The sequence below is a fragment of the Desulfofundulus sp. JL263-se genome (genome assembly GCF_056316025.1).
In genome coordinates, this window is the sequence record NZ_CM149993.1 from 2,907,381 (window position 1) to 2,922,983 (window position 15,603).

Annotated in this window: 15 protein-coding genes; 1 reads left to right on the forward strand and 14 read right to left on the reverse strand. The window is 52.0% G+C overall.

What is annotated here, in order from left to right; all coding sequences use genetic code 11:
* Positions 1 to 88: 88 nt before the first annotated feature.
* From ACX4JR_RS15015 to argC, 6 genes are all read right to left on the reverse strand, one after another.
* Entirely contained in the window at positions 89 to 1,294 is a 1,206-nt protein-coding gene (locus ACX4JR_RS15015; protein WP_476058815.1) for an argininosuccinate synthase, read from the reverse strand.
* A 189-nt stretch (positions 1,295 to 1,483) separates the two neighbouring features.
* The gene (gene argF, locus ACX4JR_RS15020) at positions 1,484 to 2,428 is read right to left on the reverse strand and encodes an ornithine carbamoyltransferase (RefSeq protein ID WP_476058816.1); all 945 of its coding nucleotides are present in this window, start codon (positions 2,426 to 2,428) and stop codon (positions 1,484 to 1,486) included.
* Between the two features lie 17 nt (positions 2,429 to 2,445).
* Positions 2,446 to 3,636, reverse strand: a complete 1,191-nt coding sequence (locus tag ACX4JR_RS15025; protein ID WP_476058817.1) for an acetylornithine transaminase — start codon at positions 3,634 to 3,636, stop codon at positions 2,446 to 2,448.
* 20 nt (positions 3,637 to 3,656) lie between these two features.
* On the reverse strand, positions 3,657 to 4,541 hold the full coding sequence (gene argB, locus ACX4JR_RS15030; RefSeq protein WP_476058818.1) for an acetylglutamate kinase: 885 nt from the start codon (positions 4,539 to 4,541) through the stop codon (positions 3,657 to 3,659).
* Positions 4,542 to 4,553: 12 nt separating this feature from the next.
* Complete coding sequence (gene argJ / locus ACX4JR_RS15035) at positions 4,554 to 5,774, reverse strand: bifunctional glutamate N-acetyltransferase/amino-acid acetyltransferase ArgJ (RefSeq protein WP_476058819.1); 1,221 nt, start codon at positions 5,772 to 5,774, stop codon at positions 4,554 to 4,556.
* Positions 5,775 to 5,927: 153 nt separating this feature from the next.
* Positions 5,928 to 6,968, reverse strand: coding sequence for an N-acetyl-gamma-glutamyl-phosphate reductase (gene argC, locus ACX4JR_RS15040; RefSeq protein ID WP_476058820.1), 1,041 nt, complete (start codon positions 6,966 to 6,968; stop codon positions 5,928 to 5,930).
* A 151-nt stretch (positions 6,969 to 7,119) separates the two neighbouring features.
* On the opposite strand from argC, the gene ACX4JR_RS15045 reads away from it, so the two are divergent.
* The gene (locus tag ACX4JR_RS15045; RefSeq protein WP_476058821.1) at positions 7,120 to 7,329 is read left to right on the forward strand and encodes a hypothetical protein; all 210 of its coding nucleotides are present in this window, start codon (positions 7,120 to 7,122) and stop codon (positions 7,327 to 7,329) included.
* A 30-nt stretch (positions 7,330 to 7,359) separates the two neighbouring features.
* On the opposite strand, the gene sfsA is transcribed toward ACX4JR_RS15045, so the two are convergent.
* The 8 genes from sfsA to ACX4JR_RS15085 form a co-directional block, all read right to left on the reverse strand.
* A complete protein-coding gene (gene sfsA, locus ACX4JR_RS15050) occupies positions 7,360 to 8,061 on the reverse strand; it encodes a DNA/RNA nuclease SfsA (RefSeq protein WP_476058822.1) in 702 nt (233 codons plus the stop codon).
* Positions 8,062 to 8,081: 20 nt separating this feature from the next.
* Positions 8,082 to 8,825, reverse strand: a complete 744-nt coding sequence (locus ACX4JR_RS15055) for an SIR2 family NAD-dependent protein deacylase (protein WP_476058823.1) — start codon at positions 8,823 to 8,825, stop codon at positions 8,082 to 8,084.
* Positions 8,826 to 9,003: 178 nt separating this feature from the next.
* A complete protein-coding gene (locus tag ACX4JR_RS15060) occupies positions 9,004 to 9,333 on the reverse strand; it encodes a hypothetical protein (RefSeq protein ID WP_476058824.1) in 330 nt (109 codons plus the stop codon).
* 44 nt (positions 9,334 to 9,377) lie between these two features.
* Positions 9,378 to 10,142, reverse strand: coding sequence for an ABC transporter permease (locus ACX4JR_RS15065; protein ID WP_476060585.1), 765 nt, complete (start codon positions 10,140 to 10,142; stop codon positions 9,378 to 9,380).
* A complete protein-coding gene (locus ACX4JR_RS15070; protein WP_476058825.1) occupies positions 10,132 to 10,905 on the reverse strand; it encodes an ABC transporter ATP-binding protein in 774 nt (257 codons plus the stop codon). The genes ACX4JR_RS15065 and ACX4JR_RS15070 overlap by 11 nt, the downstream gene beginning before the upstream one ends.
* 6 nt (positions 10,906 to 10,911) lie before the next feature.
* On the reverse strand, positions 10,912 to 11,886 hold the full coding sequence (locus ACX4JR_RS15075; protein ID WP_476058826.1) for an ABC transporter substrate-binding protein: 975 nt from the start codon (positions 11,884 to 11,886) through the stop codon (positions 10,912 to 10,914).
* 181 nt (positions 11,887 to 12,067) lie between these two features.
* Positions 12,068 to 13,627 (reverse strand): L-aspartate oxidase, encoded by a 1,560-nt coding sequence (locus ACX4JR_RS15080; protein ID WP_476058827.1) that lies wholly within the window; start codon positions 13,625 to 13,627, stop codon positions 12,068 to 12,070.
* A 21-nt stretch (positions 13,628 to 13,648) separates the two neighbouring features.
* The gene (locus ACX4JR_RS15085; RefSeq protein ID WP_476058828.1) at positions 13,649 to 15,568 is read right to left on the reverse strand and encodes a sigma 54-interacting transcriptional regulator; all 1,920 of its coding nucleotides are present in this window, start codon (positions 15,566 to 15,568) and stop codon (positions 13,649 to 13,651) included.
* Between the last annotated feature and the right edge of the window lie 35 nt (positions 15,569 to 15,603).

Below are 15,603 nucleotides of genomic sequence, written 5' to 3' on the forward strand. Positions count from 1 at the left end.
ATAAATAATTCACAACGTAGAATTCAACTTGTACTATAAAAACTACGTTTAATCCTGGTACATTTTTAACTCTTACCCGCGGTTCCTTTTATCTAAGCCCCGCCTTCCTTTCCATCATGGCCCGCACTTTGAGGGGCAGGCCGAAGAGGTTTATAAAGCCCCCGGCATCGGCCTGGTTGTACACCTCGTCCTCCCCGAAGGTAGCCAGTTCCGGGTCGTAGAGGGAATAGGGAGAAGTCACCCCGGCGGGGGTGCAGTTGCCTTTGTAGAGCTTCATGCGAACCGTCCCGGTAACGGTGCGCTGGGTTTTCTCCACAAAGGCGTCCATGGCCTCCCTTAAGGGGGAGAACCACAACCCGTCATATACCAGCTCGGCGTACCGGACGGCCAGCTGCTCCTTAAAGTGAAGAGTATTCCGGTCCAGGGTCAACAGCTCCAGTTCCCTGTGGGCAAGAAATAAAATGGTGCCGCCCGGGGTTTCGTAAACGCCCCTGGATTTCATCCCCACCAGGCGGTTTTCCACCATATCTACCACGCCCACACCGTTGGCGCCCCCCAGGGCATTTAATTTTTCCAGGAGCGATACGGAGTCCATTTCCTGCCCGTTCAATTTACGGGGTATGCCCTGTTCAAATTCCAGTTCCACGTAAGCAGGCTCATCGGGGGCCTTTTCGGGAGGTGTGGTCAGCAACAGTAAATCCTCCGGGGATTCCTTGCCGGGGTCTTCCAAATCCCCGCCCTCGTGGCTCAAGTGCCATATATTCCTGTCCCTGCTGTAGGGCTTTTCTCTGGTGGCCGGTACGGGGATTCCCCTCTCCCGGGCATAATCTATGGCGTCTTCCCGGGAACGGATATCCCATTCCCGCCAGGGGGCGATAATTTTCAGTTCCGGCGCCAGGGCCTTTACACTCAGCTCGAAGCGAACCTGGTCGTTTCCCTTGCCGGTAGCGCCGTGGGCCACGGCCTCGGCGCCTTCCTTCCGGGCTATTTCCACCAGTTTTTTACTGATCAGAGGCCGGGCCATGGAGGTGCCGAGGAGATATTTACCCTCGTAAATGGCCCCGGCCCTCAGCGTGGGGAATATATAATCCTCTACAAATTCCCGGCGCACGTCTTCAATATATATTTTCTGGGCGCCGCTTTTAATAGCCTTTTCTTCCAGGGGCTCAAGTTCCTCGCCCTGGCCCAGGTCGGCAACCATGGCAATAACTTCGCAGCCGTAATTTTCCTTTAGCCAGGGAATTATTATGGAGGTGTCGAGGCCTCCGGAGTAGGCCAGCACTACTTTTTTCACTTCCAACCGCTCCTTTAGAAAAAGTTTAGACAGGATTAACAGAATGTACAGGATTAAAAATTTTATAATTGTTTAAAAATACCAATACCATCCAATAATTATTAAAACTTTAATCAGGTATAAATATCAAAAATTAAATAACTTAAAATCCTGTTAAATCCTGTTCATCCTGTTTAATATTAAATTTTTTTACCCCATTAAAAGCGCCAGTAGCGCCTTTTGAGCGTGGAGGCGGTTTTCAGCCTCGTCAAAAACCACGGAATGGGGGCCGTCAATTATTTCCTCCGTTACTTCTTCGCCCCGGTGGGCCGGCAGGCAGTGCATAAATATATAATCCGGCTTGGCCCGCTTGACCAGGCCGGCATTGACCTGATAAGGGGCGAACACCTTAATTCGCTCTTCCTGCTCGGACTCCTGGCCCATGCTGGCCCAGACATCCGTAACCACCACATCAGCATCTTGAACCGCTTCCAGCGGATCTGTCGTCACCATAACACTCCCGCCGGTCTCCCCGGCTATGAGGCGGGCCTCCTCTACTATTTCACGCCTGGGCATGTATCCTTCCGGAGAGGCCACGCTAATGTGCATTCCCGTTTTGGTACAGCCGTATAACAGGGAGTGGCAGATGTTATTTCCGTCCCCTACGTAGGCAAGTTTCAGGCCCGCCAGCTTCCCCTTGTGCTCCCGCACGGTTTGCAGGTCGGCCAGTATCTGGCACGGGTGCAGGAGGTCAGTAAGCCCGTTTATTACCGGAATCTCCGCGCTTTTAGCCAATTCTTCTACATCTTCCTGGGAAAAGGTGCGAATCATGATACCGTCCAGGTACCTGCTCAATACCTTGCCGGTATCGGAAATGGTTTCCCCGCGGCCCAGCTGCAGGTCGGCCGCGCTGAGATACAGCGCGTGCCCCCCCAGCTGGAACATGGCCACTTCAAAGCTCACCCGCGTGCGGGTGGACGGCTTCTGGAAAATCATGCCCAGTGTTTTTCCCTGCAAAAGGGAAGAATGGTTACCCTCTCTTTGGGCTGCCTTCAGCTCATCCGCCAGGTCCAGTATTTGTATTATTTCTTCGGGGGAATAGTCCCTGAGGGACAGCATATCCCTTCCTTTGAGATTTCCCCTTAATGTTGGCATAAAATCACCACTTTCCATTAAATTTTACCCAGTACTTCATCCAGTATCTCCACAGCGCGGTCTATTTCCGCCCGCTCCACGATTAAGGGAGGTATAAAGCGCAGTACATTCCCGTTCACGCAGTTAATAAGTAATCCTTTTTCCTGGCACCGGGTTACAATGCCCGCGCCCTCCATGCTTAATTCCATGCCCAGCAAAAAGCCCATTCCCCTTACCTCTTTTACAAAGGGATACCTGAATGCCAGTTCCTCCAGCCGCTTCTTGAAGTAGGTACCGTTGGCGGCCACCTTTTCCAGGAATCCTTCTTTCAGCATGGTTTCCATGGCCGCCAGGCCCGCCGCGCAGGCAAGGGGATTGCCCCCGAAGGTGGAGGCGTGGTCTCCGGGCTGAAATGCCGCGGCCACTTCCTCCCTGGCCAGGAGAGCCCCGATGGGGAAACCTCCGGCCAGGGCCTTGGCCAGGGTGATAATATCGGGCTCCACCCCGTAATTCTGGTAGGCAAAGAGTCTGCCGGTACGTCCCAGGCCGCACTGCACCTCATCAAAAATCAGCAGCAGGCCGCGCTCCACGCATAATTGTTTGACGCCCTCAAGGTAGGATTGCCCGGCCACATTCACGCCGCCCTCCCCCTGCACGGGCTCCAGCATGACGGCGCAGGTATTGGGGCCGATGGCCTTTTTCAGGGCATCAAGGTCGTTAAAGGGCACGTATTTAAATCCCGGCGGCAGCGGCTCAAATCCCTTCTGGTATTTGACCTGCCCGGTGGCGGTAATTGCAGCCAGGGTGCGCCCGTGGAAGGATTTCAGCGCCGTTATAATTTCATACTTTTCCGGGCCCCCCTTTTGCTTGGCATATTTACGGGCAAGCTTTATGGCCCCTTCATTGGCCTCGGCGCCGCTGTTGCAGAAAAAAACCTTATCACAGCAGGAATTTTCCACCAGCAGGCGGGCCAGCCTGGCCTGGGGCTCTATATAATACAGGTTGCTGACATGCATGAGCTTGCCTGCCTGTTCGGTAACGGCCTCCACCACAGCAGGCGGGCAGTGGCCGAGGGAATTGACGGCCAGCCCGCCCACGAAGTCCAGGTATTCGTTCCCTTCCGCATCCCAAACCCGTACGCCTTTGCCCTTTACCAGCGCCAGGGGAATACGCCCGTAAGTCTTCATTATATATTTTTCACTTAATTCCACTATTTTCCCGGTATTCACCCCAAAGCCCTCCCCTTAGATTACTCCACCATGGTACCTATTCCCTTGTCTGTGAATACTTCAAGCAAAATGGAATGGGGTACTCTCCCGTCCAGAATGTGTGTACTCTTGACCCCGTTCCTGACGGCAGATACGCAGCACTCCACTTTGGGGATCATTCCGCCGTCGATTATACCTTTTTTTATTAGTTCCGGAACCTGATCCACCTTTATGGTGGAAATTAAAGAATTGGGGTCGTTTTTATCTTCCAGGATTCCTTCCACGTCGGTAAGGATAATCAATTTATCCGCCCGCAGGGCCTCCGCCAGGGCCCCGGCAGCGCTGTCGGCGTTGACGTTATAACTTTCGCCGCCTTCCCCCACTGCCACCGGCGCCACCACCGGTATATAGCCCTCCCGGATGACGGTGTTTATTATCTCGGGGTTTACCCGCTCAATTTCCCCGACCCGGCCTATGTCCACTTTCTTCTCTTCTCCGTTTTCCCCCGTCACCCGGCCGTACTTCTTGCGGGCCACCAGTAAATCCGCATCCTTTCCGGAAAGGCCCACCGCCCTTCCTCCAATACTGTTGATCATGCTCACAATTCCCTTGTTTATTTTGCCCACCAGCACCATTTCCACTATTTCCATGGTTTCTTCATCGGTTACCCGCAGGCCCCCCACAAACTCGCTTTTTTTACCCAGCCGCCGGAGCATGCCCGTTATATCGGGGCCGCCGCCGTGCACTATAACCGGGTGCATCCCCACATATTTCATTAAAACGGCATCGGTAAGAACGGCCTGCTTTAGCTGGCAGTTAATCATGGCATTTCCGCCGTACTTTATAACCACCGTTTTACCGTAAAACTTTTTTATGTAAGGCAGGGCCTCCACCAGGATGGCAGCCTTTTCCTGAGCGCTGAGCACCGTCTCTCCCCCTCATGTGCGGTAACTGGCGTTAATCTTTACGTAATCGTAAGTAAGGTCGCAGCCCCAGGCCGTTGCCCCGTACTGCCCGGCTTTCATGTCCACCAGTACCGTAACGTGACCGGCGGACAATATTTCAGCGGCCTTTTCTTCACTGAAATCAAGGGCCCCGCCGTCTCTTGCCACCTGTTCATCACCGATAAATATATCTACCCTTTCCGGATCGAAATCAGCCCCTGAATAGCCTATTGCGCAAAGAATACGTCCCCAATTGGCGTCCTCTCCAAATACGGCGGACTTCACCAGGCTGGAGGCGGCCACGGCCCGGGCGGCCAGGCGGGCATCCTTCTCCGTGGGCGCATTTATTACTTTCACTTCCAAAAGTTTGGTAGCCCCTTCACCATCCCTGGCGATCATAACGGCCAGCCTGGTGCAAACTTGCAGCAGAGCTTCCCGGAAAACAGGAAATTCCTTATCCCCCTCATTTATCTCCCTGCCGCCCGCCGCGCCGTTGGCCATTACCAGTACCATATCATTGGTACTGGTGTCCCCGTCAACGGTAATCATATTGAAACTCCGGTCCACAGCGTAACGCAGCGCCGGCTGCAGCGCTCCGGGGGAAACGGCGGCATCGGTGGTGATAAATGCAAGCATAGTGGCCATATTGGGGTGAATCATTCCCGACCCCTTGGCCATCCCGCCCACGGTAACGGAAATACCCCCCAACTCCAGGGAGACCGCCGCCTCCTTGGTCACCGTGTCAGTGGTCATAATGGCCTCGGCAGCATCCCTTCCCCCGCCGGAACTTAATTCCGCCACTGCCCGGCCAATTCCGGGAATAATTTTGTCCACGGGCAGGGGCTGGCCGATAACACCGGTGGAGGACACCAGCACCCCGTCCTCCGGGATATCCAAGAGTTTGCTTACTTCCGCCGTCATTCTTCGGGCATCCTCCACGCCCCTGGCGCCGGTACAGGCATTGGCATTACCGGAATTGATTACCACAGCCCGTGCCCTTCCCCCTCTGACCCGCTCCCTGGTTAAAACTACGGGGGCGGCTTTAACTTTATTCTGCGTAAAAACTCCCGCCACGCTGGCCGGCTTTTCGGAATATAAAAGGGCCAGGTCCCGCTTGCCGTTTTTCAAGCCGCACCTGACTCCGGATGCTAGAAATCCCGCCGGGGCCGTAACGCCCCCGGCCACACCCGTTAATTTAAGCTCTGCTTTATTCAAAAATAACACCCTCCAAAATATCAACAAATTTTTAGACGGGATTTACAGGATAAAACGGAATTTTAAAATAACCTGTCTTCCGACATAAAAATCAAGTTTAATGAAAAAATTTATCCTGAATAATCCCGTTAATCCTGTCAAATATTTTTTGCCTTACGGGTACATGCCGGGCCTGTCGAGGCCCGCGGTTTCATCCAGGCCGAACATGATGTTCATGTTTTGTACGGCCTGCCCCGCCGCCCCTTTGATTAAGTTATCTATGGCTGAGAGCACCACTACCCGCCCGGTGCGCGGATCCGCCGTAACCGCCAGGTCACAGCAGTTCGAGCCCGTTACCGCCTTGGTTTGCGGCAGCATCCCGGGGGGCAGAATCCTGACAAAGGGCTCATTTTCGTAAAACTTAACATATAAATCCCTGAGAGTACCGGTATCCATACTCTCATTCAACTTGCCGTACATGGTACTTAAAATGCCCCTGGTCATGGGGGTGAGATGGGGAGTAAAGGATATCTTCAAGTCCTGCCCGCAAAGAGCCCCCAGTTCTTGTTCTATTTCCGGAGTATGCCTGTGGGCCGCCACATTATAGGCCCTGATGTTTTCGTTAACCTCGCAGTAGTGGGTGCCCAGGGAAAGTCCCCTGCCGGCCCCGGAAACCCCGGACTTGCTGTCAATAACCAGGGTTCCCGGGTCTAAAAGCCCTTCGGCCATTAGAGGCGCCAGGCCTAAAATGGCACTGGTGGGATAGCACCCCGGATTTCCCACAATGGATGCCTCCTTAATTTTCCCCCGGTGCAGTTCCGGAAGGCCGTAAACGGCTTGTTCCAGCAGTTCCCGGGCAGTATGTTCCACCTTGTACCAGGTTTCATATTCCTCATAATTCTTAAACCTGAAGTCGGCCCCCAGGTCTATCAGCCTTTTACCCTGCCGGGCCACCTCAATCCCCACCGGCATGGCATGACCGTGGGGAAGGGCAGTAAAGACCACGTCCACCTTCTCAACCAGGGCAGGCAGATCCAATTCTTCACAGGTCAGCCCTACATATTTATACAGGTACGGGTAAACCTCCCAGAAGGATTTGCCCGCGTAGCTCTGGGTGGTTAACACAGTTAGCCTTGCTTCGGGGTGGCCGGATATAAGCCTTACCAATTCTGAGCCGGCATACCCGGTAGCCCCAATTATGCCAACTTTGATCAAGTTGTCACCTCCGGCTATGACTTCAACTAACGAATACGATAATTATACAATTCTATGCATAAAAATACAATAATTGATTTCTAAAACCCAGTAACAGACCGGCATATAAAAACATATTCTGGATAAAAACATTTTTTAAGGAGGATAGCCAATGCCCGAAAAACCCGAATTTCTTAAAAACCCTCTGGCCGCCATAGTTTTATTGATGGCCGCCCATACCCCGGACCCCGTAGAAAGGATTAATAATTTCAACCAGGCAATCAACAGCATGAAGGAAGCCATCAATCAAATAAATGCAGGCCTGACGGCCTTTAATACGGAGGTCCTCCCTATGTTCGTGCGGCCTAAAGAACAAAAATAAACCGGGGTCTTCCCGGTTTTTATCCTTTTCTCAGATACAGACCGGAATCCTGCGATCCAATTTTACTTTCTCCCTGGAAACTTTGCAAATATAGGCATACACATCCACCCCGGCATAAGCGGCCTGTCTGAGGGCCGCGGCAAAAGCCGGGTCACAGCCTTCATTAGGGGCGAAATAACGCCCGTCATCCCGCTGAATTACAAAAATTACCGCTGCCCTGAATCCTTCTTCCCGGGCCTTTTGCAATTCTTCCAGGTGTTTTACTCCTCGCGGGGAAGGGGCATCGGGAAACATAGCTATACCCTTATCAACCAGGGTAACGGACTTCACCTCAACCAGGCAATTTCCCCGGGCCCCGGTCAAAAGGAAATCAAAGCGGCTATTGTTATAGTTATATTCCCGGCAAACCCCGGTATATTGTTCCAGCCCCTCCAACATGCCCTTTTCCAGCGCCGCCCCTATCAACCTGTTGGGCAGCAGTGAATCTACTGATACCAGGGTATCCCCAAAACAGGCCAGAAGCAAACTGTAGCGGGTCTTTCTTTGGCTTTGCCGGGCAGGGGCCAGAAAAACAGCTGCACCGGGTACCAGCAATTCACGCATGCGCCCCGAGCTGGGCACATGGGCAAGTTCTTCCCTGTTATCCACCTTTACCCGGGCCACAAACCTGTTAAGCCTCTCAAGAAAAATGCCCGGCAGCAAGTTATTTGGAAGCTGCTCAAAAACAGCCAAAACAACACCTGCTCGTAATTTCACTCTTCTAAGTATTTTATCAAATCGCTTAAGGTTTTGCTTATGGAATCATTGATAACAACCGCTGCTTTACTGTCCCACGGTGTGGGCTGTTTATTTATAATAGCAACTTTATTCACCAGGGACGGCAAGGAAGCTGCCGGCTGCACCCTTAAACTGCTGCCTGCCACAATTAACAAATCGGCGCCCTTCAATTCTGTGCGGCATTCGAAAAAATCCGGGCTCATTAAATCTTCAAAAAGAACCACACTGGGCCTGACAATACCCTTGCATTTCTCACACAGGGGAGGATTTTCCCCCTGTTCAACACTTTTCATGATGTCGGCAAAGAAGTAACTGGAATTACATTTCATACAATATCCCGTACGCAAATGCCCGTGTACTTCCCAAACCCTTTTAGACCCGGCCATTTGGTGCAAGTTGTCTATATTTTGCGTAATCACGCCCTCCAGGTAGCCCTTTTCTTCCATGCGGGCCAGGGCAATGTGCCCGGCATTGGGGCGGACACCGGTAAAGGCCTTCCAAAAATCAAGAAAGTTTTCGTAAAATGCTGCCGGGTCCCTGCAAAAGGCAGTAAGGCTCAACACCTTCATGGGATCCATCTTTTCCCATAATCCCGTTCCAGGACTCCGGAAATCGGGAATGCCGCTTTCCGTACTGATACCGGCCCCGGTCAGGGCATACACTCTCCTGCACCCTTTGACCAGGTCAGCTAATTCTTTAACCTTTTTTGAATAAGACATGACTCCCCTCCCCTTTTTAACAATATGACCAATACCATATTATTGCCTTAAAATTTTGCGAATTATGGAAGTTGTTCTACGTATCGTTATGTTTTTCCTTCCTGTTCCTTAATAAAAGCCCGACTTTAAAAATAAAAATACCCGGATCGCCTAGGCAACCCGGGCAAGGAAACATGAATCACGTAATGTATTCAAAAAAATTGACCAGTTGTTCCCCCTTCTTCGCCAAAAATTCTTCCAGCTGCGGTTCAGTCAAACTTCTGGCAATCTCCGGATCTTCCTCATCTGTCATGGCAAAGATGACTCTTTGTATTTTCCCCAGCTCCGTGGCAACCGTAATTATAATATTGTTTTGCCCGCCGAAATCCGTCCTGAACTCAAACTCATCAAACTCTTCCGGCGGGTCCGGCAAATAGGTGCAGGTAACTCCAAAAACATTTAATTGGTTAGAATTTTTTACTTTATCTAAAATGATTTCTTTGCCGATAAATTGGCGGAATCGCTTCACGGACCTCCCTCCTTTCCTTAAGATTAATTCAGGCAGCTGAGCACTTAAACATACATCCAGGGGCAAAGTTTCCTTTCCAAAAAATCAAGAACACTGTAAATTATAAAACCCAAAAGCCCCATACCGATAATGCCGGCAAACATTTTACCGTACATAAAACTGGACCACGCGTTGAGAAGGTAATACCCCAATCCTGCCTGGCTGCTCCAGGTTTCGGCAATAAAAAGTATGGCAATGGCCGTTCCGGAACCGATACGCAGGGCCGTCAGCACCTTGGGAAGACAGGCCGGCCAAACCACATGCAGGTATATCTGCCAGCGGCTTGCCCCCAGGGACTGCATAGAATGAATAGCAGCCTTGTTCACACCCTTAGCGGCGTCCCGGGTAGTCATGAAAATTTGGAAAAATACCACCAGGGTAATTAAAAATATCTTGGATAAGTCTCCCAATCCAAATAATACCATGACTATGGGCAGGAAAACCACTTTAGGAATGGGATAAATAAGGTATATAAAGGGGGAAAAGAATTTATCCAGTTTTTCTTCCCGCCCCAGTATCAGCCCGAGGGGCACCCCCACCACAAAAGATACCGCTATGGCAGTAAGCACCCGGTAGGTGCTGATTAGAAAATGAATCCCCAGCTCCCTTTTAAATTCCGCAAAGAAAATGCGAAAGGCTTCCACCGGGCCGGGTAGGGCTGCAATTTGAAGGTGCACCGCCAGTAATTGCCAGAGAATCAGCAGCACCGCAACGGACCCTGCCCGGGGAAATATATTTTTACAGCTTTCCAGGGAAAAATTAATCATCATTATACTCATCACTCATCCCCCATCCCCCGGCCAGGGTCCCCCTTATTTCGGTGGCCATTGAATGGAATTCAGCCGTTTTCCTCGCGTTAACATCCCCGGCCAGGGGATTGTTAATTAGACTAACCACCTGCCCCGGGCGCGGGGAAAGTATTATTACCTGCTGCCCCAAGAAAACGGCCTCCTCTATGTTGTGGGTGACCAGGACCATGGTCAGGGATTTTTTCTTCCATATCTCCAGTACCAGGTCCTGCAACTTTTCCCGGGTCAGGGCATCCAGGGAGGAAAAAGGCTCGTCCATCAACAGAAGTTCAGGCTCCAGGCTCAAGGAGCGGGCAATGGCCACCCTCTGCCGCTGCCCGCCGCTGAGCTGGGCGGGGTAAAGGTGGCGCAACTCCCACAGTCCCATTTGCTTTAAAACTTCTTCCCCGCGCGCCCGCATTTTTCTGGGGGAAACGCCCCTGATTTTAAGACCGAGCACGGTATTTTGCCAAACCGTCTTCCAGGGTAGAAGGCCGTAATCCTGAAGAATCAGGGAAATTTCCCTTCTTCCCGCGGCGGGCGGGCGCCCGCCCACGGACACCCGCCCGCTCCACTGTCTGATGAGGCCGGCCAGCACATACAGGAGAGTTGATTTTCCGCACCCGGAGGGGCCGATTATGGCACAGCTCTCCCCTTTTTTTATGTGCATTGAAACCTCCCGAAGGGCCTCTACCTCCCCGTTATCCCCACGGTAAGTTACACTTAACCTTTCTATTTTCACCATATTAAATTACCGCAGCACCTCTTCGGACACCAATTCCTGATAATTTAACTCCCTGTCCAGGAGGTCACGCCCCCGCATCCATTCCATTACTTCCCGCACATCTTTTTCAGCAGGAAGTTCCGGCTTGGAGAATATTACTTTCATCCCGGTTTTCCCGGGTTGTTCCAGGACCTCCCGGGGCACCCGGGCCTTTTCAACCAGTAAATCGTTGAAAGCGCCAGGCTGATTTTGAATATCCTCTACGGCGTGTGCATAAGCCTTCATCAGTCCCTTTACTTCTTCCAGCTTATTTTCCAGGGTATCCTGGCGGAAATAAATTACTGTCTGGGATATATTCTTAGAAGTGTCATCCAAAACCACTTTGGCCCCTTTCAGCTCCGCTACCGCCGCAGGGGGATCTGGAAGTACCGCCGCCTGTACCTGCCCGCTTAAAAGGGCCTCCAGGCGGGCCGGTATTTTAGAAATGGCGGTTTTCTTAATCTCCTCCGGCCTGAACCCCTGTTCCAGCAAAAGTTTATCCGTTACGTACTCAACTATGGAATTTAAAGATACCGCTATTTTTATATTTTTCAGTTGTTCGGGCCGGCTTATACCCGAACCGGGCGCGGATAAAAGGGCGAAGCGGCCTTCTTCCGCCGTAACCCCTTGCCCGACGGCCACTATTTTTACGGGCGTTCCCCCGTTGTTCAGAGACGCCACGGCCAGAATGTCACCCAGCGCGCCGTCCACCTGCTTTGAAGATATGGCGCTGTCCCTTATCATGGCGCTGTCAAAGGGCACCAATTCCACATCAACGCCCTCTTCGGCAAAGTAACCCTTTTCCGCGGCCACCCAGAACGGAAGGTTGTCCACAATGGGAAGGACGCCGAATCTTATCCTGGCATTTTGTTCTTTGGACCGCCCGGTGCAGCCGGCGGCAAGCCCTGCCATCAGGATTAAAACCAGGACCATGGTAAATAAAGTACACTTTCTTTCCCTCAATGTTTTCCCCTCTTTCCCCAATAAATTACCCCCTTTTTTATATAATTCAACCGGTTCCCCGGTTTTCCTCGTTGATTTGGCTTTTTCACTCGTTTAAAAAATGAACCTATACCAATAAAAAGCAGAATCCGGGCAACAAAAATCCCGTGCTTAAAAGCGCGGGACTGCGGTAGATGTATTTTTAAGTATCTTCCCTGTAATGCGCACCCAGGCTCTCTTTTCTCGCCAGGGCGGCTTCGGCAATTGCCTCCCCCGTCTCAAGCATCAGTAGCACCTGGTGATATTCTATGAGCTCGTGCCAATCTTCGATTTTTAAACAGGAAAGCTGTCTCTTCAGATCCTTTATTGCCTGCACGGCATCTTCCAATTCAGCACCCCGGCGCACCAAGGCCACTTTTTCACCCATTATTTTTCTTAAAGTCTTCCTTATCGCGCCTGCGGTAAGGGCCTCACCATCACTGTTGTTAACGTTCCCGGGCAAAACCGGCTCCAAAGGTATCTCCGGCATGCTTCCGGCCCTTTTTGCCTCCAGGGCGGCCTCCCTGCCGGCAATCATCCCAAATACGGCTGCCTCCGTTAGGGCGTTACCTGCCAGGCGGTTGGCGCCGTGAAGGCCCCCGGCCGTCTCTCCCGCCGCGTACAGGCCGGCAAGGGTGGTGCGGCCCGCCTCATCCACTGCCACGCCCCCCATCATAAAATGCATGGCGGGGGCCACTTCAATCACCTGTCTGTCCTCAAGATAATCCTTTAAATCACCGTACTTTTTCCGCATAACCTCCGCCGGAATAGAGGTAAAATCCATGAATACGCCCCCGCGTTCAGTACCCCTTCCCGCATTTATTTCGACAAAACTTGCCCTGGCCACGACGTCCCTGGTGACCATCTCCATGTGTGGGGAATAGCGGGCCATATATCTTTCCCCGTTTTTATTCCGCAAAACGGCACCGTCTGCAAAGGGGGCGGTAGACATTACCATCCTCGGCGGCCCCAGGGCCACAGCCGGATGAAACTGGACGAATTCCATATCCCTGAGCCGGGCCCCGGCCATACGGGCCAGGGCATAACCGTCACCGGTCACATCAGCGGTGTTGGTGGTCAGGGGATAAAGCCCTCCTGCACCGCCACAGGCAAGGATTACGGCAGGGGCCCGGAATACCCATACTTTTCTTTCTTTTCTATCCAAACCCCGGGCACCGGCAACCCTGCCCCCATATTTTACCAGGTCAGTTATAATTACCCCTTCAACGGGACGAACCCCCAGCCTGACAACCTCCCGGGCAAGGGGAAGGGTCAGGGCCAGCCCCCGTATTTGGGGAGACTTGATTGAACTGCCGTCAACGGTAAGAAATCGCCTGCAGGAATGCCCCGGCGAACCCTTCCTGAGCAGGCTCCCGTTTTCCCGCAAAAAAGGTACCCCGAGGTCCAGCAGGCGCCTGACGGCCTCACCTGCCTTTTCGGCAAAAACTTTAACCATGCCCGGATTATTTATATATCCCCCTGCCGCAAGGGTATCTGCCGCGTGCCGCTGCGCGGAATCCCCGTCAAAACCCTCTTCCAGTACGGCGGCCATTCCATTGCGGGCCATAATGGTGTTCCCGCTTTTTCCCACTCTCCCCTTTGTCACCACTACAACCCTTCTGGCTGTGCGCGCCGCCTCAATGGCAGACATCAAGCCCGCCAGGCCCCCTCCTATAACCAGCACATCGGCATCCACTTCCACCTGCTGTACTGAAAAACCCACCTAAATCTCCTCCAGGGTAAATCAAACTTCCGGATTAAAGTCCAGGTCGTTTAACTTTTTCCACAGGGTGGTTCTGCTGATTCCCAGCCTCTTGGCCAGCTTATTTTTCTTAAAGCCCATTTTTTTATCCATCTTTTTGATAATTTCCCTTTCCATTTCTTCCAGTGTGCCAACCTGTACGGTAATAAAATCTTCCGAACTGGATAACAAAATCCCTTCATCTGCATCTTCTATGAGCTTACAAGCGAGTTCACGATTTATAGACTGGCCATCTGAAAGTATAACCAGCCTTTCTATAAAATTTTCCAGCTCACGCACGTTTCCCGGCCAGTGATATGAATTTATCCAGTTTCTTATTTCACGGGGAATGCTCTTCAGTTTTTTTCTAAATTTTCGGTTAAAGCGCATTATAAAATAATCCGTTAACAGATCGACATCGCCGTCCCTTTCCCGGAGCGGCGGCAGCTTGAGCTTTAACACATTTAGCCGGTAATAAAGGTCCGCGCGGAAATCCCCCTTTTGCACGGCATCACGCAGGTCCAGGTTGGTGGCGGCAATCACTCTGACATCCACCGGTATTACCCTGCTCCCACCGAGCCGCATAACCTCCTTTTCCTGAAGAACACGCAGCAGCCTGCCCTGCAGGGAAATCGGTATTTTGCCTATCTCATCGAGAAAAATGGTCCCCCTGTGGGCCAGCTCAAACAACCCCGGCTTGCCACCCTTTCTGGCACCGGTAAAAGCACCCTCTTCATAGCCGAACAACTCGCTCTCCAGCAGGTTCTCGGGCAGGGCGGCACAGTTTACGGCAACAAAGGGCCCGTCCTTGCGCGGGCTTATCCGGTGGATACCCTGAGCGAATAACTCTTTGCCGGTTCCGCTTTCACCGGTAATTAAAACGGTGGAATCGGTACAACCGTACTTTTTTGCGGTTTCCAGCGCTTCCTTTATTGCCCTGCTCTCACCTATAATATCTTGAAAGGATAACCTGGCCACCAGGCCCTTGTGGTATATCTCCCGGCGCATTTTCTGTTCAAGCTGCTGCAGCCGGCTCAGTTCCTGAAAAGTAACCACAACTCCAAAATTTTCCCTTTCGGACTTGACAGGAATGCGGTTGACAACCACTTTCAAACCGTCCAATTCCTGCAGGTCCCCGTCACAGGTATTCCCGTCGCCGTACACCTTCTCCAGCCGCAAATTTTTTAGATCCTTTACCTTTTTATTAACCACGCTGCTGCCGTCGAGGCCTAAAATTCTCCCGGCCACCTCGTTTACAAACATTACCCGTTCCTGCTCATCCACCAAAACCACAGCTTCTTCCACGGAATTTACCACCGTCCGCAAGCGCTGGGTATATTCCCGGTCGTGCCTGCGAATTCTGATTACTTCCTTGGCCCTTTCAATAGCCTGAATAATGCTGCGCCGGCTGGAATATATGAGCACCCCGCGCATGCCCATGGCCTGAGCCAGGTTTACGCCGGGCTGGCCCCCTCCCACCACAACATCCATGCCGTCCTCATAGGCGCGCAAAACCTGGCTCTCAAGTTCTTTGAAGTTGCGGTAAAGATACTGCCCGACACTTACGCCCAGAATATTCTCAAGGCTCTCAAAATCATATCCTCCCTGGTGGTAATAAGAACCTAAAAAGGCAATCCTGGAGCTTATTTTTTTTGCTTCCCACAGGGCCTGTAAAATATCAAAGTCGCTTGCCTCGGCTGTTATTACGGGAACGGGCGCTGTGCTCTTGAGAGCAGCAGCGGTGCCGCCGCGGCTTACCACAACTTCGATATCCTCCCGCTCAACCACTTCCAGCACCCGCCGCACAGCATCCTCAAGCACGGCTTCTATTATAACGGGTTCCACTGAAAGTTCGTGACAGATATTTTCTGCCAGCCTGGTAAAGCCGGGGTAAGGCGAAGTGATAAGAACACGCGGCAGCACAGAATCACCCTCCCAATTAGTAAATATTTTTTATA

What these genes read in the sequence shown, in the direction of transcription:
- argF (WP_476058816.1), bottom strand. Translation starts at nt 2,428, where the DNA reads ATGCCAACATTAAGGGGAAATCTCAAAGGAAGGGATATGCTGTCCCTC.
- ACX4JR_RS15055 (WP_476058823.1), bottom strand. Translation starts at nt 8,825, where the DNA reads ATGTCTTATTCAAAAAAGGTTAAAGAATTAGCTGACCTGGTCAAAGGG.
- ACX4JR_RS15045 (WP_476058821.1), top strand. Translation starts at nt 7,120, where the DNA reads ATGCCCGAAAAACCCGAATTTCTTAAAAACCCTCTGGCCGCCATAGTT.
- ACX4JR_RS15070 (WP_476058825.1), bottom strand. Translation starts at nt 10,905, where the DNA reads ATGGTGAAAATAGAAAGGTTAAGTGTAACTTACCGTGGGGATAACGGG.
- ACX4JR_RS15065 (WP_476060585.1), bottom strand. Translation starts at nt 10,142, where the DNA reads ATGATGATTAATTTTTCCCTGGAAAGCTGTAAAAATATATTTCCCCGG.